Origin of the sequence: Klebsiella sp. DY2415, assembly GCF_026314315.1 — a bacterium.
Classification (GTDB): Bacteria; Pseudomonadota; Gammaproteobacteria; order Enterobacterales; family Enterobacteriaceae; genus Klebsiella; species Klebsiella ornithinolytica.
Map to the genome: position 1 here is coordinate 4,202,437 of NZ_CP111115.1, position 21,963 is coordinate 4,224,399.

Consider the following 21,963-nt stretch of genomic DNA (forward strand, 5'->3'; position numbering starts at 1 on the left):
TTATCGCCAAAGACCGAACGATAGAATCATAAATAACCTGGCCTTACTTAAGGCTGATATCACTCAGCAATAGCAAAACTAAAGTTTTTTTCATCGATGGATTGCCATCTATCCAGAACATCCTCCTCCTAACAGTCAAACGATGCAAGGCGCTGTTTTCGCACCTGCGTCGGCCATGTATTGATCCTTTCGCTTGGCGACATATCCCGGCGGCGCGCAGCGCCTGAGCGGGCGACGAGCCCGTAGCGCCCGGGTTTTGCCGCCCGGAAACCATGGCTACGCGCCCCCTCCGGGAAGTTCACCGGTCGCGGCGCGGCGCTTGCCGACGCTGCAGGCGGCAGCGAAGGCCAGGATGACAATCACCGTTACGCAGCCCAACGTCCACTCCCCCATCTGGGAGAAGAAATGCTGATACGCGGCGATAGCCGTTTCGCTAATCTGTGATTCGGTGGTCTGCTGCGCGACGATACCCGCCAGCCAGTTGGCCACCGCGCCGGTCGCCAGCATATAAATTCCGGTCAGTACCCCGGTCACGCCCGGCATATTCAGGCGCGTGATCTGCGCCATCGCCACCGGGTCGATAAACAGCTCGGCGAAGCCCATCAGCGCCAGTCCGCCGACCATCAGCCCCATTGAGGCCTGGCCATCGACGGCGCCATGACGTGCGTTCAGGGCCAGCACAATAAAACCGCAGCCCATCAGCACCAGGCCAAAAGCAAATTTCAGCCACACGCGAAGCACCGATCGCGTGCTGCCTTCCGGGCGCATCAGCCAGGCCAGCGCCACGCCTGCCGCCATCACGGCAACGGCATTCACCGACTGGAAGAGAGCCGTCGGCACCTCAATGGTGAACAGTCGGCGATTAACAAAGCGATCGATAAACAGGCTGATAGAGCTACCGCCCTGCTGCGCCAGAACCCAGAACAGCGTGCCGGTCAGCATCAGCAGTACGATTTGCCACAGCGCGCGACGGTGCTGCGGAGAGTTCACCATAATGCGCGCCACCATTTGGGCGGCGAAGACGCAGACAATAGCCAGCAGATAGCCCGACCAGTTATTTTCCAGCAGCAGCGTGAAGAACACCGGCGCCACGCAGAGCATGACCACCAGCCAGCCCCAGGTCGGCAGCACAAATTTCACCGCGCACAGCGCCTGCCTGTCGACGCCGCGGGTGTGGCTGAAGTGACGATGGCCGCTGAGGAAAATCAGCAGGCCGATAAACATGCCGATCCCCGCCAGCGCAAAACCGATATGCCAGCCATACCACTGCGCCGCCAGCCCGCAGGCGATGGGTGCCGCGATGGAGCCGACGTTGCCGGCGGCGTACAGCAGCGAGAAACCGCCGTCGCGGCGATGGTCATCAACGGCGTAAAGCTCGCCCAGCAGGCAGCTGATGTTGGATTTGAACAGGCCGTAGCCGCAGATAATGATCGCCAGCGCGAGGTACAGACTCCAGGTTGCATCAGATTCAACGCCCAGCACGACGTGGCCGAGCGTCATCAACAGCGCGCCGGCAATGACCGCCGTGCGATTGCCGAGCAGGCGGTCGGCAAGCCAGCCGCCGAGAATGGGGGTAACGTAAACCAGGGAAGCGTAAGCGCTGAACAGACTGATGGCGTGGCTGTCATCAAAGCCAAGCTGATGGGTGAGGTAGAGGATAAGTAAGGCACGCATGCCGTAAAAGCTGAAATATTCCCAGATTTGGATCGCTACGATGTAATAGATCGCGCGCGGTTGTGAGGGTGTTTTCATGAGGTCTCCTGCAGCGTGAAAAAGGGAAGTGGCACGCCACTTCCCCTGGAGCTTCAATTACTTGTTGTTTTCTTCTTTCAGCACTTTAACGGTGTAGCGACCATCCGCCTGACGATATGCGCCGTGGATATCGGTTTCGAAGCCCGGGTAGTGGGCGCCGATTTCGCACAGCATCTGCAGGAACTCCAGCACCGGACGGCTCTCTTCGGTGATCATTTCACCCGGCATCACCAGCGGAACTCCCGGAGGATACGGCAGGATCATGTTGGCGTTGACACGGCCCACCATCTCTTCGAGATAGACCTCTTCCGTCTGACCGTGCAGCTCTTTCTGGAACGCAGCGTACGGCGTGATCATCATGGTCGGCAGCACTTCGAAAGCGCGGAACATCAGATCCGGCAGGTTGTGATGCGCAATCAGTTTGTGAATATTCTGCGCCAGTTCCTGAACTCGCATGTTTTCATAGAACTCCGGATCTTCACGATACAGAGACGGCAGCATGTTTTTCACGCGCAGGTTCAGGTCGAAGGCACGTTTAAAGTCGGTCAGCGCGCGCAGCAGGCTCAGCGCTTTGGTTTTGTCGATACCGATGCTGAACAGGAACAGCAGGTTGTACGGACCGGTTTTCTCTACCACGATGCCGTGTTCGTCGAGATATTTCGCCACGATGCTTGCCGGAATACCGAACTCATCCATGGTGCCGTCTTTCTTCATCCCCGGAGTCAGCAGCGTGACTTTGATCGGGTCGAGGTACATGTGTTCGTTATCGATGTTTTTGAAACCGTGCCATGCGCTATCAGAACGCAGCGGCCAGCATTCCGGGCCATCGATATGTTCCGGCTGCCAGACGTCGAAGAACCAGCCTTCGGATTCGCCTTTCAGACGTTTGATCTCTTTACGGAACTTGATAGAACGTTCGATAGAGCCATCGATCAGACGCTTACCGGCATTACCTTTCATCATCGCCGCGGCCGTTTCCGTCGAGGCAACCACGCCGTAGTGCGGAGAGGTGGTAGTGTGCATCATGTAGGCTTCGTTAAAGGTCTCTTCGTTAACATCGCCTTTAACGTGAATCATCGAAGCCTGAGAGAACGCCGCCAGCAGTTTGTGCGTGGACTGGGTTTCATAGATCACCTTCCCTTCCACACGGCCACCGCTCATCCCGCATTTACCGGCATAGATTGGCGAGAAGTTGGTGTAAGGCACCCACGCGGAGTCAAAGTGGATAGATTTCACATCCAGCGTTTTCTTGATGAAGTCGGTGTTATACAGCAGACCATCGTAGGTGGAGTTGGTGATAACCGCGTGCACCGGCCAGGTGGCGTTCGGCGTCTCTTTGACGCGTTTGGCGATAGTGGCGTGCTGGAATTCGCTCTGCGGAATACCGCCGAGGATGCCGTAGGCGTTACGGGTCGGACGGAAGTAAATCGGCGTAATATCGCTCATCATCATCAGGTGAGTCAGCGATTTGTGACAGTTACGGTCAATCAGTACGGTGCTGCCAGCAGGCGCAGAGTACATACCGACGATTTTGTTCGCCGTTGAGGTGCCGTTGGTCACCATGTAGCTGCGTTCGGCGTTAAAGACACGCGCAATATACTCTTCAGCTTCTTTATGCGGGCCGCTGTGGTCCAGCAGGGAACCCAGTTCAGAAACGGAAATCGAGATATCGGATTTCATGGTATTTGAACCAAAGAAATCATAGAAGATGCTGCCTACCGGGCTTTTCTGGAAGGCGGTACCGCCCATATGGCCTGGAGTACAGAAGGTGTATTTACCTTCACGCACATATTTGAACAGCGCTTTGGTCAGCGGCGGCAGAATGGTATCGATGTATTCATCGGTATTCTGTTTGATTTTATCGGCAATGTCGTCGGCCGCACCCAGCGCATATTCGAAGAAGCGCACCTGCATACGCAGATCGTTCAGGCTAACGTCCAGCGTCGAGTAGGTGTTGGCGAAAGCGTACAGCGGCATATATTCGTTCAGCTTGCTGATCTCTTCGCACAGTTCAAGATTGTATTTATCCCAGTCGAAGATCACGCCGCACAGACGGGCATTGTTTTCGATCAGTTTCAGTAAATCTTCGCGGTCGTTCGGATAGACAATACGGAAGTCCAGGCGTTCAAGGGCGCGATGCAGTTCACGGATAGGCTCTTCTTTAAAGTAGACGCCCATGTGATTCATGATTGCGATAACGTTCATAGTCGAATCTCCAGATATGGAGAGCCCCTCCCGTCACGTGGTGACAGGTGCAGGAAGGAGCTCCAGGAAAAGGGGTTACGGATTAATGCGCGCTGGCGGCAGAGCTGTCAGTGGTGTCGTTTTCGTGCTGACGTTGATGCATTTTGCGACCGTAGAACATCAGGATAATCAGGCTGACGATAAAGGTACCGGCCAGTTCGAAGGAGCTTGCCCCCATCAGGGCGATGAAGCAGAACGCACAGCCCAGGACGGAACAAATCAGGCTGACAAGGTTGCGAATGTTAATGCCTTCGAAACGAATCAGGTCAACGCAGGAGTAGAAGTAAGGCAGCATGGTCAGCAGGACGGCGATACCGGTCAGTTCACCGAACAGGTCAGACGCTTTACCGCCGCTGGAGTTCATCAGGGTAATCAGCACCATCAGCGCGGTCATTTTCACCGCCGCCAGCAGCAGGCCTTTTTTCGGAATACCGTTGTTATCCACTTCACCGTACACTTTCGGGAAGTTGCCATCGTTAGCGGCACGGACCCCGGCCTGACCAACCAGCATCATCCAGGAGCCCAGAGAAGTCAGGCAGGCAAATGCGGTGAAGGCAGAGACGACCGGCGCAGCCCAGCCGCCAAGAATTGTTGAGGCGCTGATAGCGAACGGCGCACCGGAGGCAGCCATCTGAGCCGCAGGGTACATCCCGGCGATAACCTGAGTCGCAGCGATATAGACCACGCCGGCCATCGCGGTTCCCAGCATGGTTGCCAGCGGAACGGTACGTTTCGGGTTTTTCACCATCCCGGTGCTGACGGCGGCAGACTCAACGCCGACGAATGCCCACAGGCAGAGCAGAATACTTTTGATTACCGCATGGCTGTCTGGCGTGCTGGAGGTGTTCCAGTTTGCCTGATAGGTCGCCGCATCAAACCAGTGCCAGCCGATAACCGCGGTCATCACTACCGGAATTAATACCAGCACCAGACCAATGGTGGTCAGACGGCTTACCCAGGTCCCGCCGAGCATATTAACGAAGGTGAATATCCAGACGATCGCAATACACGCGATACCGGCTGGAATGGGGTTATTCAGAATCGGGAAGAAAGTAGACAAATAAGAAACGGCGGTAATACCGATGGCCAGGTTACCAATCCAGTTTGCATGATAATAAAGGACGCCGGTCTGGAAACCGAACGCAGGAGATATTTCCCCGGCATAGGCAATTGGACCACCCTGCTGTGGGTTCTTGGTCGCCAGTCGGGCATAAACATAAGCCAGAGACATCGCACCAATAATAGAAATAACCCATCCCCAGATAGCAATACCACCGATGCTGGCGAGGTTCGCAGGTAATAATGCAATACCGCTCCCCATCATATTACCAGCGACGACGCCGGTACAGGCAAATAGCCCTATCTTCTTGGCAGAACTCATGTTTGCTTTTCTCCTAAGTTTATTTGGGAGGTACAGATCATGATATAGAACCTTTAATTGACCCGACCAACTGTCAACAAGATTACTGATTCAAAGAAGATAAGTCCTAAAGATAAAGTGAAATAACAACAAACATCAGACAAATGATATTTTGACCTTTTTCAATTAACATATCAGGATGACATGTTGATATCATAAAAAGATAAACATCGTTGTTTTACAGCAGGTTATAACCGATTCCGCGTGTTGAATTTGTGTTGTATTTCGCCATTATAGCGTTAAATACATATAACAATCAGGGTGCTCATGAGAAACATAAAATTAACCTCACCACACTCAACATCCTGAGTATGATGAGGGTTTACTTATTCTGAAGAGAGGAAATTATCGAGGTACGGGACCACGCGGGTAACCGAGGTCTGGAATACTGCATTTTCAATCCAGTAAAAGGTGTTCTCGCCCGGGCGTAAATTAAAGGCCGTCAGATAAGCATCCGCAGCTTCCCGGTTCTCCCCTTTCATCTCGTAGACTTTACCCAGCAGCACGTAATTCATCCACGACATCTCAAGGTCGATCCCGGTATTAATCGCGTTATACGCTTCATCGACTTTACCCTGGCCCAGCAAATCCACTGTTTTAATTTGGTAAAATACCGCCGTATCTTTGATCCCCGGCATATCGCCAACCCGGGTGATTTCAGCGTACAGCGCGTTGAGCTGCTCTTTATTTAACGGCTGCTGCGAATGACGCAAAACATCCACCAGCGTTTTTTCCGCATAGGCGTAAGCAAACTCAGGCGAGTCTTTAATCACATCATCAAGCAGCGCGCTGGCCTTACCTAAGGAATCGACATCACCGTTCATTAATAACTGATGCGACTCGTAGAAATGGGTCAGCGCCGTGCTGTGCGACGGTTGATACTGTTTCAGCATCGCCTGCATGCGTTCCGACCACGGCTGCTTTAAGGCCTCCGATAAGCTGCTCAGCAGATCGTTTTGAATCGCCAGCTGGTTGTCGCTGGTAATGAAATAACGTTTGTCCATCATCGTTGAACCGTCGGCGTTATCCACCATCTGCACGGACATAAAGCACTGCTGCGCGCGATAGTGCCGCTGGTTGACGAACTCAATCGTCAGCGTTTTACCTGAACTGCTTGGCTCATTAATGTTGTAGTTGGTTTTGTCATGCACCATAAAGGTCGAGAAGGTGTTGAGCGACGTGGTCACCAGACTGCCCAGGCCCACCGCATACGAATGCTGCGATGCCCAGTTGGTGCAGGAGTTACCTTTCAGCAGATGGATATCGATATCGCGCGGGTTCAGCAGCAGGCGCGCTTTATTCACCGGTGGCCGCGACTCGATCGACGACAGCGCCACCAGGGCCACGCAGGAACCCAGCGCCAGCAGGAACAGGATCCATACCCAGAAGGTAGTAATACGTCGGCGCTTCTCCGGTTTTGCGGACGGCGTCTGGCCTTGCTCAATCTCGCCGGCAGCGCGCGTCGGGGTCGTCAGGTCAGGCGTCGCAGCGGGGACCGCAGGGGAGATCGCCATCGCGGGCTCTTCCCCCTCTTCCGTGCACCAGATGACCGGCACCGTGAGCTTATAGCCGCGCTTGGGTACCGTCGCAATATATTCGAGGCTACTATCATTGCCATCTTTCAACGACTTACGTAGCTCGGAAATACTCTGCGTGACGACGTGGCTGGTGACCACGTTACGTGTCCAGACATTATCAATAAGCTCGTCCCTGCTGAGCACTTCACCAGGGTGACGGGCAAAGAAGACCAAAAGATCGATTAAGCGCGGTTCCAGAGTAAGCTGGCGCCCCTTCCGGCTGATTTGGTTAACAGAGGGTGTAACCAGCCATTCTCCCACGCGAACAACAGGTTGTTGCATAAAAAAGAGCCCAAAACGAAAAGGGAAAGGCGCGATGATAACACATTTCCCCTCCCTATTTATGATAGGGGTCATTACCTTGAACGCGTTATATCATTCTGCACTTATTTCGCTTAGCCAGTTTTTATTTCTAAACAAAACCGGCAATGGTTTATTAACATCTGCGTCATTACTTCAGAAAAATGAAGGCCTGTTGTGCCTCTGACGTTTCGGGAAGCCCCCGAGCGGCCAGACTATTCATGGAGACACATGCTGCTATTCCCCCCGGCTCTCTACCGACATTGCCCAGGAAAAAGCGGATGATGATGCCCAATGCTCCGCTCATGCGGCGGGACAAGCTACGTCGCCGCACAGACAGAGAAGTATTACGCCCAGCGCAGCGACTGATTTTCCGCAGGACGCGGACTATTCCGGGAAACACCCGCGCGCGGGCGCATTAAAGAGGCGTGCTTCAGCGGCGGTAAAGCCGGTTATCTGGACTCCCCGCCGTCGCCGCGCAACAGATCCGCGGCCCCGGCAGGGACGAGCTCCGGCTTTCAGGCGGATCGATGCTGCGCCACCGCCTGCTCCAGCGCGCTAATATCCGGGCTGGAGAGCAGCGGCTGCAGGTTCAACAATGTCTCTTCCTCTAATTGATAGAGATCCAGCTTCAGCAGTCGCTCAATGTCCGGTTCGGGGAAACGATACTTAATAAAGGTAGCCGGATTTCCGCCGACGACGGCATATGGCGGAACGTCTTTGGTGACCACCGCTCCCGCCGCCACCACGGCGCCTTCGCCAATTGTGACGCCCGGCATAATCATCGCCCGCATGCCAATCCAGCAACCATCTCCGAGCACGGTATCACCGCGATGCTGATAGGCTTCGTTAACGCATGATACAAACGGATAGAGGCTGATCCAGTCCATCCGGTGCGTGCTGTTGCCGCCCATCAGGATCACCACTTCCGGCGCGATACAGACAAAATTACCAATAAAGAGCTTATCTACATGACCTAAGGGCTCCCACCCTTCGCTGACGGCATCGCCGTGCAGGTAGCGCACCACGCAACGTTCAAATCCGCGATCCCAGCAGTCGCTGTAGTAGCTGTGGCTGCCGCGAATGATCACATTCGGGTTGGTTACCGTCAGATGCAGGCGTTCGGTGATTGACCAGTGTTTATCGGCCATCGAGGCATTCCTTCTTGCGTTAATATATCCGCTTGCTGACCCGTTATCATAACCCGGAAAAACTCAATACCGGAGCAACCGCTGTAAGCGTTGCTGGCATCATGATGGCTGACTCAGGGAATATTTTGTTGAGAATAAACTGACAGGCATTATGTTTATTTTCTCGCGCCGCCATTATCCATAATTAAACAAAATAGCTCCACCCCGATCATATTCTTAATGATAAAAACGGGCACTTCCCCCACGCTGCCAGGTTTTTCTGTGTCCAGACTTCTTATTCTTACTTTAGTGTTACCGCTGACCGCCTGCGCGGGGTATTTTTCACCGCCGCCAAAAGAGACGGAAGGTGACAACGCCGGACAGTCCAGTTCGCTCCCTGACTGTCGTAGTCGTCACCACGTTATTATCTGCGACTGGGGGAAAGCGTAGCGAATAACCGCTCGCCTGCGGCCAGAGGCGAGCGGTTATCTTATGGCGCCCGATCGGCTTCGGGCGGATGAATCGTCGATAAGATGGGCCGGGAACGGCGGCTATAAAAATAGAGCCCGGTCAGCAGCAGCGTAAACGGAATGCCAAACCACAGCGTCATGCGGAAGAAATCGGTAAACGCTGTTGAAATCAGCAGCGCCAGCATCAGAGCAGCCCCCAGCAACGGGCTCCAGGGATAGCCCCACAAGCGAAATTTGAGCACCGTTTGCGTATGCTGGCGGCGGAAAAACAGGTGGGTGATAAAGATCATCAGCCAGGTGAAACAGGCTCCATAGACCGAAATAGACATCATCGCGGCAAACGCCTGCTGCGGGTAGAGCACGCTCAGGACAATAGAGACCATGATGCCGACGCAGGAGAGGGCCAACGCATTCACCGGGATCCCGCGCGCGCTGATCCGACCGAACGCAGCCGGTGCCTGCCCGGCACGCGATAGCGAGAACATCATCCGCGTGGTGATATACAGCTGGCTGTTCATGGCCGAGAGCGCCGCGATCAGGACGATAAAGTTAAAAATACCGCCGGCATACGGCAAGTGAATCACGTTCATCGCCACCAGGAAGGGGCTTTCGCTGGTGCCGGACTGACGCCACGGCACAATCGCCAGCATGAGCGCAATCGACAGCATATAGAAAATAAACAGGCGCAGGATGGTCCCTTTAAACGCAGACTTCACCGCCACCACCGGGTTTTTCGCCTCGCCTGCCGCCACGGCGATCATTTCAATACTCAGATAGCTGAAGATAGAAACAATGGTCGCAAACCACATGCCGCTGATCCCAAACGGCATAAACCCACCGCCATCGGTAAAATTATGCAGGCCGTAGGTTGGGTTGGCGGAGAAGGCCAGGATCCCCAGGCCGATGACGATAAAAGCCACGATCGCCAGAACCTTGATCGTCGATAGCGCATACTCCACCTGTCCGAACCATTTCACGCCAATAACGTTGATCACCATCACCAGGGCGGAGAACAGCAGCACCCAGGGCCAGACCGGCGTATGCGGGAACCAGAACTGCATATACATTCCAATGGCCGTCACCTCGGTACCCACCGCCAGCACCACGCAGGACCAGTAGGAGTAGCGCACCAGGAATCCACACAGCGGACTGAGATAAAACTCGGCATAGTCACCGAATGAGCCGGGGGTCGGATGCTCTGAAGTCATCTCCGCCAGGCAGCCCATCAGCAGCAGCGCAATCACCCCCCCTATCAGATAGCTCACCAGCACCGACGGTCCGGCCATCTGAATGGCGTAGGCGCTCCCCAGAAACAACCCGGTACCAATCGCGCCGCCGATCGCCAACATCGACATTTGCCCGGCGGTAAGCTGTTTCTTCAGCCCGCCCTGGCGCTGTGCAATCTCATCAAAACGCTTGCGATCTTTCATTCGTTCCTGCCTTAGCGAGCGGCGGTGGTCACATCGAGAATAGCGGCGGTGACATAATCAATGTTGTCACCATTAAGACCGGGTAGACACATCCGTCCCGGTGCCACCAGATAAATGGCATAGCGCTGGCGCAGCTCGCTCACCTGCCGTTCGTCCAGACCGGTATAGCTGAACATCCCGCGCTGATCGCGGATGCGCCGGTAATCCAGCTGAGAACCGCCCTGTTCCAGGCCGGCGGACAAACGCAGGCGCATCTGCTGGATCCTCTGACGCATGGCCGCCAGCTCTTCCTGCCACAGCTGGCGGAGCTGCGCGTCGGCTAACACCATGTCGACGATCCGGCTGCCGTGGGTCGGCGGACAGGAATAGCTACGGCGAATTAAGGTCTTTAAGGCCCCCTGGACGTTGGCGGCGGTCTGCGCGTTGGCGCAGCGCACGGTTAATCCCCCGACCCGCTGGCCGTACAGGGCGATATTTTTCGAAAAAGAGTTGGCGACGATAAAATCCAGATCGCTTTCCAGCACCAGCCTCAGCGCATAGCAGTCCTCTTCCAGCCCGGCGCCAAAACCCTGATAGGCGATATCGAAAAATGGCAGCAGTCCCTGCGCCTGAACCACGCCCAAAAGCGTCTGCCACTGGCTGTGGCTCAGATCGGTCCCGGTTGGGTTATGGCAGCATGGGTGCAGCAGCACCGCCGTGCCGGCGGGTAGCGTCTGCAGGGTCGCCAGCATGTCGGCAAAGCGCAGTTCGCCGCGGAGATTGTCAAAATAGGGATAGCGGTTCACCTGCAGCCCTGCGCCGGAAAAAATCGCCTGATGGTTGGCCCAGGTTGGATCAGAGACCCAAATCTCTTTACGCTGTAAAAAGTGAACGAGAAAATCGGCCGCCAGCTTCAACGCCCCAGAACCGCCAACGGTTTGCACCGTCGCCAGCGCATGCTCCGGGGCGGCAGGCCCCAGCAGCAAGGTCTGTATCTGGCTGGCAAAGCTTACGCTGCCTTCAATCGGCGGATAGCCGTGCGGCAGCTGCTGCGCCAGCAGGCGCTGTTCTGCCAGCTCGACGGCCCGCATCAGCGGTACCTCCCCTCGCTCGTCATAATATAAGCCGATGCCCAAATTCACTTTCCGCGGATTGCGGTCCTGCAAATAGGCTTCCATTAACGACATAATAGGGTCGGGAGTCGACGGTTTAATTTCTGCGAACATAGGTATCCTTAGCCATAATAAATATGACTGGCAGGTGAATATTTATTTTTATTTTCAGGCCGTAGCGCTGACGGTAATTTCTATTTTCATTCCCGGCACCACTAATTTATCAACGATCACCGTCGAACGATTAGGATAAGGGGCATTGAAATAGCGCTGGTAAATATCATCAAGGCGTGCAACATCATTGACGTCAGTCAGATAAATAATAACCTGGAGAACATTATCGCTATGGCTCCCGGCCGCCTGTAGCGCCTGGGTGAGATTATCGAAAGTCAGGGCGATCTGCTGTTCCGCCGGGCCGGTTTCAATGGTGCCATCAGCCCGAACCGGGCCATGCGCGGTAAAGAGCATCCCGCCGCCGCGTGTCGCCCAGGAGAACGGCTGACCGATATCCGGAAGGCCGGTGTGAATTACGTCTCGCATAAAGGATTCTCGTCGTGGTAAAGCTGGCTGAAAAGTGCGCCATCGGTGGCAAACAGCGCGTCAAGGATGGTGTAGTGGTTAGCTCCCGGCAGGGCTATTACGTCAACCGGCCTCCCCCGCTGGCGCAACCGCTGAGCATAGTTTTCACTCTGCGCGATAAGCTCGGTTCGCTCGGCGGTGCCGTAAAACAGCGTCAGAGGGGAGATCTTCTCCGCTAAATGACGCAGCGGACTGAGGTCGTTCACCTCCGCGGGCGTCAGCTGCAGTGACCGGTTGACCGCCGTACTCAGCAAAGGCTCAAGCTCATAAATCCCGCTGATTGCCAGGACCGCATCGGCGACCGGATGCGCCTGCCAGCAGGCTGCCAGATGGCCGCCTGCGGAGTGTCCACTCAGATAAACCGGGCTGCACAGACCCGGCTGGCGGCCAATGGCATCCAGCGCCGCGCCAATCTGCCGATGGATCTCTGTTAACGTCGTCTGCGGCGCTAACGTATATTCCACCAACATCACATCAAACCCGCGGGCCAGCGGCCCGGCAGTAATAAAAGCAAAATCCTCTTTATTACAGGATTGCCAGTACCCGCCATGAACAAATATTATCGTGCCCATTTTACTGGCGGCAGAAATAAACCAGTCAATACGTTCCCGTGGACTTTCACCATAACAAAAAGTCATGATATTTTCGCCGCTCTGATATGCCTGCTGACTTCGCTGCTGAAAGTCAGCCAGTATTTCTGCCTCATTATCTACGGTTGTGCTGTTGTCATAACTCCCGACGCTGAGTTTCATATATTAAACTTTGTTTATTATTTAAGATGTGGCTTAACTATTAGCAATGAGAAAATATGTTGTCAAGCTTGTACAAAGTGGAATGCGTGAGAGTTAATAGAAATTAAATCTCAGGGCTAATAAGTTTTACCAGTGAAACTTTTATCGGCAAATGCGCTCGCAAAAATGATGGCGGTCAAGGATCGGCGCTCACCTGTCCGCGCATTCGTCTGCTTCTCCCCCCTTCCTGCCCGGCGTACTGTGACCGAGCCAACGTCCTGAGAAACCACTGAAGGGACAAACTGTACAAACATCGTGAAAAGTTCATACTCAACGCTATAAGTGAGTCAATATTTTGCTATTAAAATGGTCGTCGTCGTGTCAGGTCTCAGAACTTATAAAAAGGAATACAGACCAATGAAATACAAATTAGTCAAGCAGGTTGTCCATGATGATGTGTTAAGAAACAGCTTCATTAATTTGGCAATTAAGACCTTTGACCTCTCTTTTAAAGAGTGGTACAAAAAAGGCTACTGGACCGAGTCCTATATTCCTTATGCGTTTGTTGATCATAATAAAGTGATTGCCAATGCGTCGGCTAACATTATCGATCTAATGTGGCAGGGGGAGCCCAGGCGCTATATCCAGATTGGGACCGTGATGACCGCCACCGATTATCGCGAAAAGGGTCTGGCCAGCCAGCTGATTAACCATATTCTGGCTGACTGGCAGGATCAGGCTGACGGTATTTTTCTCTTCGCTAACTCCACAACCGTTGATTTCTATCCTAAATTCGGCTTTGAACAGACCGATGAATACCAGTACGCCCTGCCGGTTACGCCCGTTGCCGGGGATTTTCGCAAGCTGGATATGGATAAAGAGAGCGATGTGAATATCCTCAAGTACTATTATCAGAAAGCCAACCCGTTCTCCCGCCTCTCGGCACACAATAACTTCGGTCTGCTGATGTTCTACTGCTCGGCGTTTATGAAGCACTTTGTCTATTACTCGGAGAAAAATAATGCCGTGGCGATCGCCATGCAAAACGATCATGCATTGCTCTGTTTTGATATTTTCTGTGACAGCACCAGTTCGATGACCAGGATCGTGAATGAACTTGCGGCGCAACATACCCGCCAGGTTATTTTAGGCTTTACGCCCAGGGAAGACCGGGCAGGTGAATACGAAAAAATTGAAATTGATGATTTTCTTTTCATCTATGCGGCAAAAGAAAATATCTTTAAGGAGCGTAAGCTGATGTTCCCGACGCTCTCGCATGCCTGATTCTCCTGGCCATATCGCCACTGGCGCAAGCTCGTAGCGACGCTGAAGCCCAGGCGGCAGCCGCCTCTCCCGCCATGCCCCACCGGGGCGTGACGGAAGAGGTGAAAGCATTATTTAGTGGCAATAAACAGGGACTTGCAGCGCGGACACATTAATGTCGCCCCTTTTTTAATTTTGTTCACCGGCTGCCGTGATTTATGCCCGCATTGCGGACAGGTTACCGTGGTATCAGAGGTGGAACTCAAGCGCTTCACTGCGTTGTCGAAGAATGACATAGACCTTTACCCGCTGAATGAATGTGGTCTATCATACCACTAACTGATTAAAAAACACACAACCCCAGGGCGCATCGGGAAATGACCATGATGAGGATTTTATCGGGTTTTAATCCGCTATTTACCTGATAGCATCGCGTTGCGCTGAAATCAGGATGCTTCATTCCTGATTTTCTGTTCATCTCTCGCGATGGTGATACTCCATCGTCAGATATTATTAACCGCATCCATATAACACCGGTTTTACTTATTTGTCGGAAGGTATCCCGCTGGTGGCAAACTCGGATTGAGGTATCATGATGCGCAAATTCAGGTGTTTTCACTAAAAACAGCACAATCACCCTATTAAATGCAGAAATCCCGATAAAAATAAGATAAATAGTATGAGTCTTAATTTAACGCTTATATGATGAATGAGATATGGTAATGTTTATTCATATCGAATGATTACAGACAAACAAGAGATAAGAAATGACTGAAAACTCAACAATTCACGCTCAAAATTGTCGTACCGATATCGGGATTGGGAAACAGGTCACGGCCAGCGTAAAAGGTTACGTCGATGGCCATCTCTATATGATTGACATCACCGTTCATCCTGTTGAGATCACATTTGATTTTGGTGAAGAAAAAATTATGCGCGGGTCTTATTTTAGTTCTAAGAATCAGGAGATGGTGTGGGCGGCGGAAAGAAAAGAGCTGACCATCTCCGATGAAAAAGGATCTTTTACAATAGCCTTTTAATGTTCAGGTTCAATGTCGATAAAACGTGCCGTCGCTATGCCCTGAGCCAATACGGCCCGCTTCAATTAAGATTTCATCGATAACATCTTCCAGGCACGCCGAACCATGATTCTCACAAATCATATGAACCTGTTTCAATATTTCTTCCTGGGACATCTCTCCGCGTAAAGCGGAGGTCAGCATCACCGATGCCCAGCGCCGAACTTCCGGGTGCGTAATCATACAACTTTACCTCGAATAGCAACACACGCCTTTAAATTATAGGCGCTCACCGGACATTCACCCATTAAATCATGCTGTCGCCCCTGTCGGCGCGGCATAGAAGTGGACTCATCCTGCCGCGGGCGACCGGCTATCGCCGCGCTATGACAACAGTTTTATCGCCGCGTTTTGAATCTCGGCTGAGGTTAAATCGCGATCGGAGGCAACATGCACAATGCGATGATCGCCCGTCAAGGAAGGAAATTCAGCAGACATGATCTGCAGCTGTTTTTGTTCACCGTTAGGATACTCACGTAATATTGTTGTTACCCCCGGCACTATTTTCGCGACAACTGCCGGTAATGCATTGAAAAAAACAATAACTTTCTTCATGAGTCTACCACCTGGCTGAAAGCATAATGATGGCGATGCCATCCATTGGGTGATGAAAAAGAAAAGGCCCCGTCCGGGGCCCTTTCGTTATTTCCGACACGCCATTGTCGCCGCGCCGTTGGAAATGTAAGGAGCAATATTATCAAATGTAATCATTGATGTTTTACAAAAGATACATTTTGCGCCAAAGGGATTTTTTTCCGTCACATCGTAATTCGATGTTCTGTATTGTGACCCATGACAACACGGGCATCTGAAATGAATGTATTCAGTCATAATGTTAACCTTTATGTGTGACAACATTCACTACCGCAGGGACTAGAGGTTATACTCTGGCGAAAACTCATCTGTGGTTTTCAAGGATAGTGCAGAAATCACCGTGCTGAACAGCAGGCCAAGAATACGCTTTCTTTTGCGACCGTTCTCTGCATGATTAATCTGAGGTTTTTCACCAACTTAATCATGACTTATTTTAGTGATTGTCTAAGATATGTTGTTCGTTTTTTTAATTTGCCCTTGGGCATATCTGGTCTGCAAAAAAACTTATCGAAGAGAAAAATACCCAAAAGGAGATATCAGAAGATAAATGCGATGAGAAAATTCCAGGAACTGTTGCAGATAATTTTTAAGACTCAAACCGTTGAGGCCATTAACGCACGTAAACCAGCCTTTGACAAGCATTATTTTTCACAGCTTTTTAACAGTATTTTTTGCCAGTAAAACTATGCACAAACTGACTATAACTGACAACTTTATCAGGCGCTTATTCCTGCCGGCACCCCATGTTACGCGTATTTTGTGGTATTCTGTCTCTCCCGGAGATTTTTGCTATGAAATCGGAAGACATCCTCGACTGGTACCCAGCCCAACTCCCGCCCGTTAAAATCATTCTGGGTAATGCCGTGCTTGAAGTCGGAAAGCTTGGCCGCCCGATCAACGCCAGAACGCTACGTGAGTATCTGCAGGTGCTTCAGCGCACGCAAAAAAGCCGCGATGATAAAATCGCCCTGCAAACCGCAATCGACGTTTTGTCGGATAATCAACGCGTAAACGGAAAATTATAATGGTCACGGCGGCTGCACCGCTGTAAGACTCACTATCCCCTTCAATAACTTAAGTTTTTTTAAAATGTTCTCTGAAGGGAATTAATTTGTATCTTTCGCCTGTAAAAAGGTGCATCGTCGTAGGTGGCCCACAATGATATGCAGAGTCATTTGCCTGAGCCAACGTAAGAGCCAGCAACTCGCGCCGAACGCGTCCTTCGAGGTTTCAACATGAAAGCGGCAAACACTTTTTTTTGCCTTCCATCCGAGCTACCGACGGTCAGAGCGATTATCGGGGACGCCGTGCTTGAAATTATCAGAAGCGGTGCGCCTGTGGGTGCTGCAGGACTGCTGACGCTGCTGAAAAGCCCGGGAGCCAGGAAGAACTGGTCCGATGAAGGCCCCCTCTTGCAGATTGCGATTGATGCTCTGGAAGAGAGCTTATCGATTGATTTCAAAAAAATATAACCCACACAGATTAACCACACCGAAGGTCACACTATGTTTATGACACTATTTATTTATCTCGGAATTATCGGTTCCGTCGCCGCGCTGGCTTTATTTTCCCTGTCCCTGCTATGGATTGCCGTTTCAAATAACCCGGATAACACGGATATATAAACTTCAGCGCAATTTACTCTTCCGATAAAGGCCAGCCCCTCGACGCTATCTCTTCCTCAGACATCCTGTTGCATCGCTACCGGCTGCGTTTCAGATAGCATAACGACGTATCTCCGGCCAACCGCTCCCTGTCCTGCCCCGCATGTGGAAAGTCCGGCAATGCCTTTCATCACCGGACCGGGCATGCGCTTATTTTATCCCGCGACGCGAAACGTAATCCCGCGCCGCTTGTCCGGTGTAAATCTGACGTGGACGGTAAATATTCAGCGGCGACTCGTGCATTTCATTCCAGTGCGCGACCCACCCCAGCGTACGTCCCACCGCGGTCATAACGACAAACATCGACGAAGGTAGCCCCATCGCTTTCAGGATCACGGCGGTATAGAAATCGACGCTCGGCGAAAGTCCATTCTCCACAAAGTAGGGATCGTTGAGCGCCACCTCTTCCAGAGCCATTGCCACCTGAAGCAGTCGGTCCGACATGCCCAGCTCTGCCAGCACCTTATGGCAGGTTTCGCGCAGAATGGCCGCCCGGGGATCGAGATATTTGTAGCGCGAGTTGCCAAAGCCCAGCCGGCGGAAAGCCAAAGGATCCCTTTTCACCTTACTGATAAACGCCGGGATCTGTTCGATGCTCTCAATATCCCCCAGCATTTGCATACTGGCCTCGTTGGCGCCACCGTGCATCGGCCCCCACATCGACGCCAGACCGGCCGCCACGCAGGCGAAGAGATTCGCCCCGGAGGAGCCGGCCGCACGCACCGTTGTGGTCGATGCGCACTGCCCGTGATCGGCATGGAGCACCATAATCTGGTTCAACGCCTGCTCAATAACCGGGTTCACCTGGTACTTTTCCGCTGGAACCGCAAACAGCATATGCAGGAAATTCCCGGCATAAGAGAGATCGTTTCTCGGGTAGACCGCAGGTTGCTCGATGGAAAACTTATAGCTCATCGCCGCAAGCGTAGGCATTTTGGAAAGCAAGCGGGTGGCGGCCAGCGCACGATGCTCGGGGTTTTCGACATCCAGCACATCGTGATAGAACGCGGCCAGTGCGCCCACCATGGCACACATCAGCGCCATCGGATGGGAGTCGCGCCGAAATCCGCTGCACATTTTCGACATCTGCTCATGCACCAGGGTATGGCGGGTAATTTTTTCCCGGAAGACCTGATAACGCTCCTCATCGGGCGCCTCGCCGTGCAGCATAATGTACGCCACCTCCAGGAACTCACACTGCCGGGCCAGCTGGTCAACCGGGTAGCCACGGTGCAGCAGGACGCTATTTTCCGTATCGATATAGGAAATCGCCGACTCACACCCGGCGGTATTGCTGAAGCCCGGATCAAAACTGCACATTCCTGAATTCGCGAGCGCGCGGAGATCAATACCGAGGTGACCCAGCGTCCCGGACACCGTATTCAGAGGGATGGCCTCTTGTCCATCCAAAGAAAGTATTAACGGTTTCGTTCCCATCCTGTAAATTCCCCTCAACAGCCAACGCATGATCACCCTGAAGACATTCTCCAGGCCGAATTTCCAACATAGCCAGGGTGATGCGGCTATTCTTTGATATAAACGGTTAAACACGCGATAAAAAGCGGGTTTTACCAGGGCTTCCTGTGCTCTAACCTGACTAAGGACTACCGTGTTAGCCAATACGCTTATTTTTGTCGTCGCCGCCATCCATATCTACATTCTGATTCTGGAGATGTTTTTGTGGGAGAGTAAAACCGGGCGCCGGGCATTCGGCCTTAGCGCCAGTTTTGCCCGTGAGACCCGGGTGATGGCAGCCAATCAGGGTCTGTATAACGGTTTTCTGGCCGCCGGTTTGCTGTGGGGACTGTGGAGTCCAGAGAGCGGGTTTGAGTTTAAAGCGTTCTTTCTGATCTGCGTGGTGATCGCCGGGCTGTTTGGCGCCGCAACCGCCAGTCGAAAAATACTGTATGTGCAGGCACTCCCGGCAACGGTGGCGCTGATAGCGCTGTACGTCAGTTAACCGAGAGCCCGGAAAAGACCGCCGCCAGCATTGACGGCGGCGGGACGTTAATCAATCCCCAGGCGGTAAGTGCCGGGATGCTTCCCAGGCCATTGGCGAAAGCACCCATATGCTCGCCACTTTATGGACCCGCGCATCGGACATCGCTGGCCCGATACTCAGCAGCGAAGCCATAAGTAACAGCAGATACACTCCTTTTCTCTTCATCTCGGTGATTCCTCATCGTTGCGCACGGAATGTAGTGCCGGCTTATGTCGTTCAATCATCGACAGGCAGCCTACCAGTACAACGATAATGGCCCCGAAGATCAGGCTGACGACGTTGGCGCCAAAGGCAGGCAAAATAAACCGCCAGAAACTTACACAACTAACGGACATGGCCGAAGAGATATTGTCGCAAATTGATAACGGCGCTGAAGAAGGCGATGAAGGGCTAAAACCGATGATCGGCGACTGGAACAGCCGGGTTATCCACCCACAAACATTCTCTGATTTCCGGGATTTTTCCTCATGGACCAGTGCAAATAACTTTACCCGGATGGCATTTAATCAGGAAAAATTCATTACGGATTAAATCTGGGGTGAGCTCATTCAGATAATCAATTTCATGTACAGTGCTGAAGGTAAGGAATCTGAACACAGCCAGGCTCTGGATTGCTGGAGAACAAGGTTGATGCCAATCCGTCCGACCTCATCGACTGGCCTACTGATGAGGGGGGTATGATTCTACATATAACGTTCAAACTGCCACGCTGCGATGGCCACCAGCATGCACAAAACGATGAGGACAACGCCCAGCACCCTGCGTCTCAAACAGAGAGCCACCCCTGCAGAAAGACCAAGTAATGTCAGCGTGACGGGCCAGCCAGCAATTGCCGTCAGGTAGGCCACAATCAGGTAGTCCTTTATCAATTCACTTTCCTCTAACTAGATTGTCTGGTCGAACCGATGGCCGCCAGTTGGCTAATTCAGTCTGGCGTTCCGCTTTCTGTTCTACAAGCAGTGGGAACACGTAGAGATGATACGCAAAGATGCCACCTGACACCTCACCATTTCACGGAGCTGAGCGATAAATTGACGCCATTTTTGCAGAAGATGTCCCAAATATGTCCCACGAGGAAAAATCAGCGACTGGAGGAAGTTGATAACTGTTGATTTTGAATGGTACCCCTACAGGATTCGATATAAACACATAAAAAATTGATTTTATTTAACTATATAGATTCATAAAATCACACATACCCCCAAATGTACCCCCATATATTTTTCTGCGGATGAGAATTGACTATTTATCGTGCAATTTGGGGCTCAGGGTACCTTCTCACATGTCGGTAATATCCACCGGTACAAAATCGCGCCCAAATTTATGTGCGGAAAAATTTCTCTATATACATGCAAAATGTGTTGGTTCGGTTGGTTCAGTTGCCTCAATACGTAAAGACCATTGTTTTGTTTATATATTTCTCAAAAAACTGAACCAACACCACCCTATTTTGAACCAACATTTAGCGGGTTGAACCAACATTCACGATGTTTCAGACAGCAAAATCACACATTCAGCAGACAGTTACCGTTACTGATTCTGCTGACGCCATTCTTTGACCATCTCCTTCGTGACCTCTTTTTTGTAGCAGGTGGGTGAATAACCTCCCGCTTTGCTCCAGGCGCTGCGGCGGCCGCATGAGCTTCCGTTCCGTGCCGTATTGAACGGACAAGCGCAGGTGCCTGGGTAGGATGCTATAGAGTCGTCGATAATTCTTTGCTTAACCTGGTCGTCAGTTAACTGGTTCGATTTGGCGATGGCCATATCTGATACAAAGACGAAAGCGGCAGCGAGTATGGATATGGTAACGAGTTTGATGTTCATTTGGCTCTCTCCGAGCAGTAGATGAACATCCAAAGTATTCGTTGAAGCATTAGTCAATATTGATCTTTCGCAACGACATGCTGTGCCCCGTTAGAAAAGGTAGGTAATGCTGATGGCAGGCAGTCAGAGCCAGGCATAGCCAGCCTCCCCACCTCCGTATAACAACGTTACACAGTGGTATACTGTATATATAAAATACTGACAAGGCGGCCTAATGAGCACACCCAACCCTGTAGCATTCCGCGTTCCGGCTGAATTGTATGACACTTTTAATCGGGCGGTAGCGGCATCAGGAGGCGACAGAACAGCATGGCTGCTCGATGCCCTTCGCAGCAAGCTAGCCGCACGCCTCCAGCTCAAACAAAACGAAGAGGGAAAACTTCTGTCTAATCTCAATGCGCACAGGAATCGCTGGAAGATATTGGACGGATTCGTACTTGGGCCGGGGGGAACAACTTCGGTAACTGGTAGTCATAGCACAGCAAGAAATCAGACTATTGAGAATAAAAACCGAGCGGGAGGACTGATAAGTGCCTAAAAGACCGAAACGAACAACGCCAGATGCCCAACTGCCGACGGAACCTCCGGGAGATCCCACCAGCTTTTTATCTGAGTCTATTTTGCGAGCAATCAGAAAACGGGAACGCCGTAAAAAACCTGATCCCCCCGAAAATGCCAGCAGGTTAAGAGATGATTAGAACGCAACTGATCGTTCTCATCGTTATCGCCGTTGTTACAGGCTGCATGCTCCTGTTCTTCTCAACGCACTGAGCAGACCTACAGTGCATAATTCTGTTAACCGATAGCGTCAGA

Annotated in this window: 25 protein-coding genes and 1 pseudogene; 10 read left to right on the forward strand and 16 right to left on the reverse strand. The window is 52.1% G+C overall.

The genetic code is table 11. From position 1 onward, the window contains the following. Positions 1–276 precede the first annotated feature (276 nt). The 5 genes from dtpD to OQV00_RS19990 all read right to left on the reverse strand — a co-directional run bounded on the left by dtpD (position 277) and on the right by OQV00_RS19990 (position 8,444). A complete protein-coding gene (gene dtpD / locus OQV00_RS19970; RefSeq protein ID WP_004858940.1) occupies positions 277–1,752 on the reverse strand; it encodes a dipeptide permease DtpD in 1,476 nt (491 codons plus the stop codon). 57 nt (positions 1,753–1,809) lie between these two features. Next, positions 1,810–3,957, reverse strand: a complete 2,148-nt coding sequence (cadA, locus tag OQV00_RS19975; RefSeq protein WP_004858936.1) for a lysine decarboxylase CadA — start codon at positions 3,955–3,957, stop codon at positions 1,810–1,812. A gap of 82 nt (positions 3,958–4,039) precedes the next feature. After that, positions 4,040–5,377, reverse strand: coding sequence for a cadaverine/lysine antiporter (cadB, locus tag OQV00_RS19980; protein WP_004858934.1), 1,338 nt, complete (start codon positions 5,375–5,377; stop codon positions 4,040–4,042). A 365-nt stretch (positions 5,378–5,742) separates the two neighbouring features. Further along, entirely contained in the window at positions 5,743–7,275 is a 1,533-nt protein-coding gene (gene cadC / locus OQV00_RS19985; RefSeq protein ID WP_015584987.1) for a lysine decarboxylation/transport transcriptional activator CadC, read from the reverse strand. A 536-nt stretch (positions 7,276–7,811) separates the two neighbouring features. Continuing rightward, positions 7,812–8,444, reverse strand: a complete 633-nt coding sequence (locus tag OQV00_RS19990) for a CatB-related O-acetyltransferase (protein ID WP_004858928.1) — start codon at positions 8,442–8,444, stop codon at positions 7,812–7,814. 261 nt (positions 8,445–8,705) lie between these two features. Here OQV00_RS19990 and OQV00_RS19995 point away from each other — a divergent pair, with 261 nt between their 5' ends. Then, positions 8,706–8,873: a hypothetical protein gene (locus OQV00_RS19995; protein ID WP_155075085.1), complete on the forward strand. Its 168-nt coding sequence runs from the start codon at positions 8,706–8,708 to the stop codon at positions 8,871–8,873. Positions 8,874–8,913: 40 nt separating this feature from the next. Here the strand turns inward: OQV00_RS19995 and OQV00_RS20000 are convergent, their stop codons facing one another. From OQV00_RS20000 to OQV00_RS20015, 4 genes are read right to left on the reverse strand one after another with little or no spacing between them, the layout of a single operon-like run. Continuing rightward, on the reverse strand, positions 8,914–10,323 hold the full coding sequence (locus tag OQV00_RS20000) for an amino acid permease (protein WP_004858925.1): 1,410 nt from the start codon (positions 10,321–10,323) through the stop codon (positions 8,914–8,916). Positions 10,324–10,334: 11 nt separating this feature from the next. Continuing rightward, positions 10,335–11,528 (reverse strand): amino acid aminotransferase, encoded by a 1,194-nt coding sequence (locus OQV00_RS20005; protein WP_266279315.1) that lies wholly within the window; start codon positions 11,526–11,528, stop codon positions 10,335–10,337. A 54-nt stretch (positions 11,529–11,582) separates the two neighbouring features. Continuing rightward, a complete protein-coding gene (locus tag OQV00_RS20010; protein WP_004858918.1) occupies positions 11,583–11,954 on the reverse strand; it encodes a RidA family protein in 372 nt (123 codons plus the stop codon). Beyond that, positions 11,942–12,745, reverse strand: a complete 804-nt coding sequence (locus OQV00_RS20015) for an alpha/beta hydrolase (RefSeq protein ID WP_064357328.1) — start codon at positions 12,743–12,745, stop codon at positions 11,942–11,944. The genes OQV00_RS20010 and OQV00_RS20015 overlap by 13 nt, the downstream gene beginning before the upstream one ends. A 396-nt stretch (positions 12,746–13,141) precedes the next feature. On the opposite strand from OQV00_RS20015, the gene OQV00_RS20020 reads away from it, so the two are divergent. Then, entirely contained in the window at positions 13,142–14,008 is an 867-nt protein-coding gene (locus OQV00_RS20020) for a GNAT family N-acetyltransferase (protein WP_004858913.1), read from the forward strand. 110 nt (positions 14,009–14,118) lie between these two features. On the opposite strand, the gene OQV00_RS20025 is transcribed toward OQV00_RS20020, so the two are convergent. Next, positions 14,119–14,283 (reverse strand): YnfU family zinc-binding protein, encoded by a 165-nt coding sequence (locus tag OQV00_RS20025; protein WP_213672526.1) that lies wholly within the window; start codon positions 14,281–14,283, stop codon positions 14,119–14,121. A gap of 471 nt (positions 14,284–14,754) precedes the next feature. On the opposite strand from OQV00_RS20025, the gene OQV00_RS20030 reads away from it, so the two are divergent. Further along, a complete protein-coding gene (locus tag OQV00_RS20030; RefSeq protein ID WP_004858909.1) occupies positions 14,755–15,027 on the forward strand; it encodes a hypothetical protein in 273 nt (90 codons plus the stop codon). 9 nt (positions 15,028–15,036) lie between these two features. Here OQV00_RS20030 and OQV00_RS20035 read toward each other — a convergent pair whose 3' ends face one another. The 3 genes from OQV00_RS20035 to ymcF all read right to left on the reverse strand — a co-directional run bounded on the left by OQV00_RS20035 (position 15,037) and on the right by ymcF (position 15,897). Next, positions 15,037–15,249: a hypothetical protein gene (locus OQV00_RS20035; RefSeq protein WP_004858906.1), complete on the reverse strand. Its 213-nt coding sequence runs from the start codon at positions 15,247–15,249 to the stop codon at positions 15,037–15,039. A 141-nt stretch (positions 15,250–15,390) separates the two neighbouring features. Then, on the reverse strand, positions 15,391–15,621 hold the full coding sequence (locus OQV00_RS20040) for a hypothetical protein (RefSeq protein ID WP_004858901.1): 231 nt from the start codon (positions 15,619–15,621) through the stop codon (positions 15,391–15,393). 87 nt (positions 15,622–15,708) lie between these two features. Next, positions 15,709–15,897 (reverse strand): cold shock small protein YmcF, encoded by a 189-nt coding sequence (ymcF, locus tag OQV00_RS20045; RefSeq protein WP_071824640.1) that lies wholly within the window; start codon positions 15,895–15,897, stop codon positions 15,709–15,711. A gap of 554 nt (positions 15,898–16,451) precedes the next feature. Here ymcF and OQV00_RS20050 point away from each other — a divergent pair. The 3 genes from OQV00_RS20050 (at position 16,452) to OQV00_RS27180 (ending at position 17,285) form a co-directional block, all read left to right on the forward strand. Continuing rightward, a complete protein-coding gene (locus tag OQV00_RS20050; RefSeq protein WP_032716782.1) occupies positions 16,452–16,685 on the forward strand; it encodes a hypothetical protein in 234 nt (77 codons plus the stop codon). A gap of 210 nt (positions 16,686–16,895) precedes the next feature. Next, on the forward strand, positions 16,896–17,132 hold the full coding sequence (locus OQV00_RS20055) for a hypothetical protein (protein ID WP_004858894.1): 237 nt from the start codon (positions 16,896–16,898) through the stop codon (positions 17,130–17,132). A gap of 39 nt (positions 17,133–17,171) precedes the next feature. After that, a complete protein-coding gene (locus OQV00_RS27180) occupies positions 17,172–17,285 on the forward strand; it encodes a YnaM/YnfT family protein (RefSeq protein WP_350340430.1) in 114 nt (37 codons plus the stop codon). Between the two features lie 189 nt (positions 17,286–17,474). On the opposite strand, the gene OQV00_RS20060 is transcribed toward OQV00_RS27180, so the two are convergent. After that, positions 17,475–18,761: a citrate synthase gene (locus OQV00_RS20060; protein WP_064359652.1), complete on the reverse strand. Its 1,287-nt coding sequence runs from the start codon at positions 18,759–18,761 to the stop codon at positions 17,475–17,477. Between the two features lie 172 nt (positions 18,762–18,933). Here OQV00_RS20060 and OQV00_RS20065 point away from each other — a divergent pair, with 172 nt between their 5' ends. Together OQV00_RS20065 and OQV00_RS20070 are read left to right on the forward strand one after the other, a co-directional pair. Then, positions 18,934–19,284: a DUF1304 domain-containing protein gene (locus tag OQV00_RS20065; protein ID WP_004858886.1), complete on the forward strand. Its 351-nt coding sequence runs from the start codon at positions 18,934–18,936 to the stop codon at positions 19,282–19,284. Between the two features lie 294 nt (positions 19,285–19,578). Next, a complete protein-coding gene (locus OQV00_RS20070; protein ID WP_050545420.1) occupies positions 19,579–19,857 on the forward strand; it encodes a hypothetical protein in 279 nt (92 codons plus the stop codon). Between the two features lie 152 nt (positions 19,858–20,009). Here OQV00_RS20070 and OQV00_RS20075 read toward each other — a convergent pair whose 3' ends face one another. After that, entirely contained in the window at positions 20,010–20,195 is a 186-nt protein-coding gene (locus tag OQV00_RS20075; protein ID WP_015585000.1) for a hypothetical protein, read from the reverse strand. 42 nt (positions 20,196–20,237) lie between these two features. Between OQV00_RS20075 and OQV00_RS27095 the strand changes: the two are divergent. Continuing rightward, positions 20,238–20,428 (forward strand): annotated as a pseudogene (locus OQV00_RS27095) (integrase); the annotation flags it as partial. A gap of 428 nt (positions 20,429–20,856) precedes the next feature. On the opposite strand, the gene OQV00_RS20080 reads toward OQV00_RS27095, so the two are convergent. After that, positions 20,857–21,150 (reverse strand): hypothetical protein, encoded by a 294-nt coding sequence (locus tag OQV00_RS20080; RefSeq protein ID WP_163585699.1) that lies wholly within the window; start codon positions 21,148–21,150, stop codon positions 20,857–20,859. A 214-nt stretch (positions 21,151–21,364) separates the two neighbouring features. On the opposite strand from OQV00_RS20080, the gene OQV00_RS20085 reads away from it, so the two are divergent. Next, positions 21,365–21,688, forward strand: a complete 324-nt coding sequence (locus OQV00_RS20085; RefSeq protein ID WP_163585697.1) for a hypothetical protein — start codon at positions 21,365–21,367, stop codon at positions 21,686–21,688. Positions 21,689–21,963: the final 275 nt, after the last annotated feature.

What these genes read in the sequence shown, in the direction of transcription:
- dtpD (WP_004858940.1), bottom strand. Translation starts at nt 1,752, where the DNA reads ATGAAAACACCCTCACAACCGCGCGCGATCTATTACATCGTAGCGATC.
- cadA (WP_004858936.1), bottom strand. Translation starts at nt 3,957, where the DNA reads ATGAACGTTATCGCAATCATGAATCACATGGGCGTCTACTTTAAAGAA.
- cadB (WP_004858934.1), bottom strand. Translation starts at nt 5,377, where the DNA reads ATGAGTTCTGCCAAGAAGATAGGGCTATTTGCCTGTACCGGCGTCGTC.
- cadC (WP_015584987.1), bottom strand. Translation starts at nt 7,275, where the DNA reads ATGCAACAACCTGTTGTTCGCGTGGGAGAATGGCTGGTTACACCCTCT.
- OQV00_RS19990 (WP_004858928.1), bottom strand. Translation starts at nt 8,444, where the DNA reads ATGGCCGATAAACACTGGTCAATCACCGAACGCCTGCATCTGACGGTA.
- OQV00_RS20000 (WP_004858925.1), bottom strand. Translation starts at nt 10,323, where the DNA reads ATGAAAGATCGCAAGCGTTTTGATGAGATTGCACAGCGCCAGGGCGGG.
- OQV00_RS20005 (WP_266279315.1), bottom strand. Translation starts at nt 11,528, where the DNA reads ATGTTCGCAGAAATTAAACCGTCGACTCCCGACCCTATTATGTCGTTA.
- OQV00_RS20010 (WP_004858918.1), bottom strand. Translation starts at nt 11,954, where the DNA reads ATGCGAGACGTAATTCACACCGGCCTTCCGGATATCGGTCAGCCGTTC.
- OQV00_RS20015 (WP_064357328.1), bottom strand. Translation starts at nt 12,745, where the DNA reads ATGAAACTCAGCGTCGGGAGTTATGACAACAGCACAACCGTAGATAAT.
- OQV00_RS20020 (WP_004858913.1), top strand. Translation starts at nt 13,142, where the DNA reads ATGAAATACAAATTAGTCAAGCAGGTTGTCCATGATGATGTGTTAAGA.
- OQV00_RS20025 (WP_213672526.1), bottom strand. Translation starts at nt 14,283, where the DNA reads ATGTCATTCTTCGACAACGCAGTGAAGCGCTTGAGTTCCACCTCTGAT.
- OQV00_RS20030 (WP_004858909.1), top strand. Translation starts at nt 14,755, where the DNA reads ATGACTGAAAACTCAACAATTCACGCTCAAAATTGTCGTACCGATATC.
- OQV00_RS20035 (WP_004858906.1), bottom strand. Translation starts at nt 15,249, where the DNA reads ATGATTACGCACCCGGAAGTTCGGCGCTGGGCATCGGTGATGCTGACC.
- OQV00_RS20040 (WP_004858901.1), bottom strand. Translation starts at nt 15,621, where the DNA reads ATGAAGAAAGTTATTGTTTTTTTCAATGCATTACCGGCAGTTGTCGCG.
- ymcF (WP_071824640.1), bottom strand. Translation starts at nt 15,897, where the DNA reads ATGACTGAATACATTCATTTCAGATGCCCGTGTTGTCATGGGTCACAA.
- OQV00_RS20050 (WP_032716782.1), top strand. Translation starts at nt 16,452, where the DNA reads ATGAAATCGGAAGACATCCTCGACTGGTACCCAGCCCAACTCCCGCCC.
- OQV00_RS20055 (WP_004858894.1), top strand. Translation starts at nt 16,896, where the DNA reads ATGAAAGCGGCAAACACTTTTTTTTGCCTTCCATCCGAGCTACCGACG.
- OQV00_RS27180 (WP_350340430.1), top strand. Translation starts at nt 17,172, where the DNA reads ATGACACTATTTATTTATCTCGGAATTATCGGTTCCGTCGCCGCGCTG.
- OQV00_RS20060 (WP_064359652.1), bottom strand. Translation starts at nt 18,761, where the DNA reads ATGGGAACGAAACCGTTAATACTTTCTTTGGATGGACAAGAGGCCATC.
- OQV00_RS20070 (WP_050545420.1), top strand. Translation starts at nt 19,579, where the DNA reads ATGGCCCCGAAGATCAGGCTGACGACGTTGGCGCCAAAGGCAGGCAAA.
- OQV00_RS20080 (WP_163585699.1), bottom strand. Translation starts at nt 21,150, where the DNA reads ATGAACATCAAACTCGTTACCATATCCATACTCGCTGCCGCTTTCGTC.
- OQV00_RS20085 (WP_163585697.1), top strand. Translation starts at nt 21,365, where the DNA reads ATGAGCACACCCAACCCTGTAGCATTCCGCGTTCCGGCTGAATTGTAT.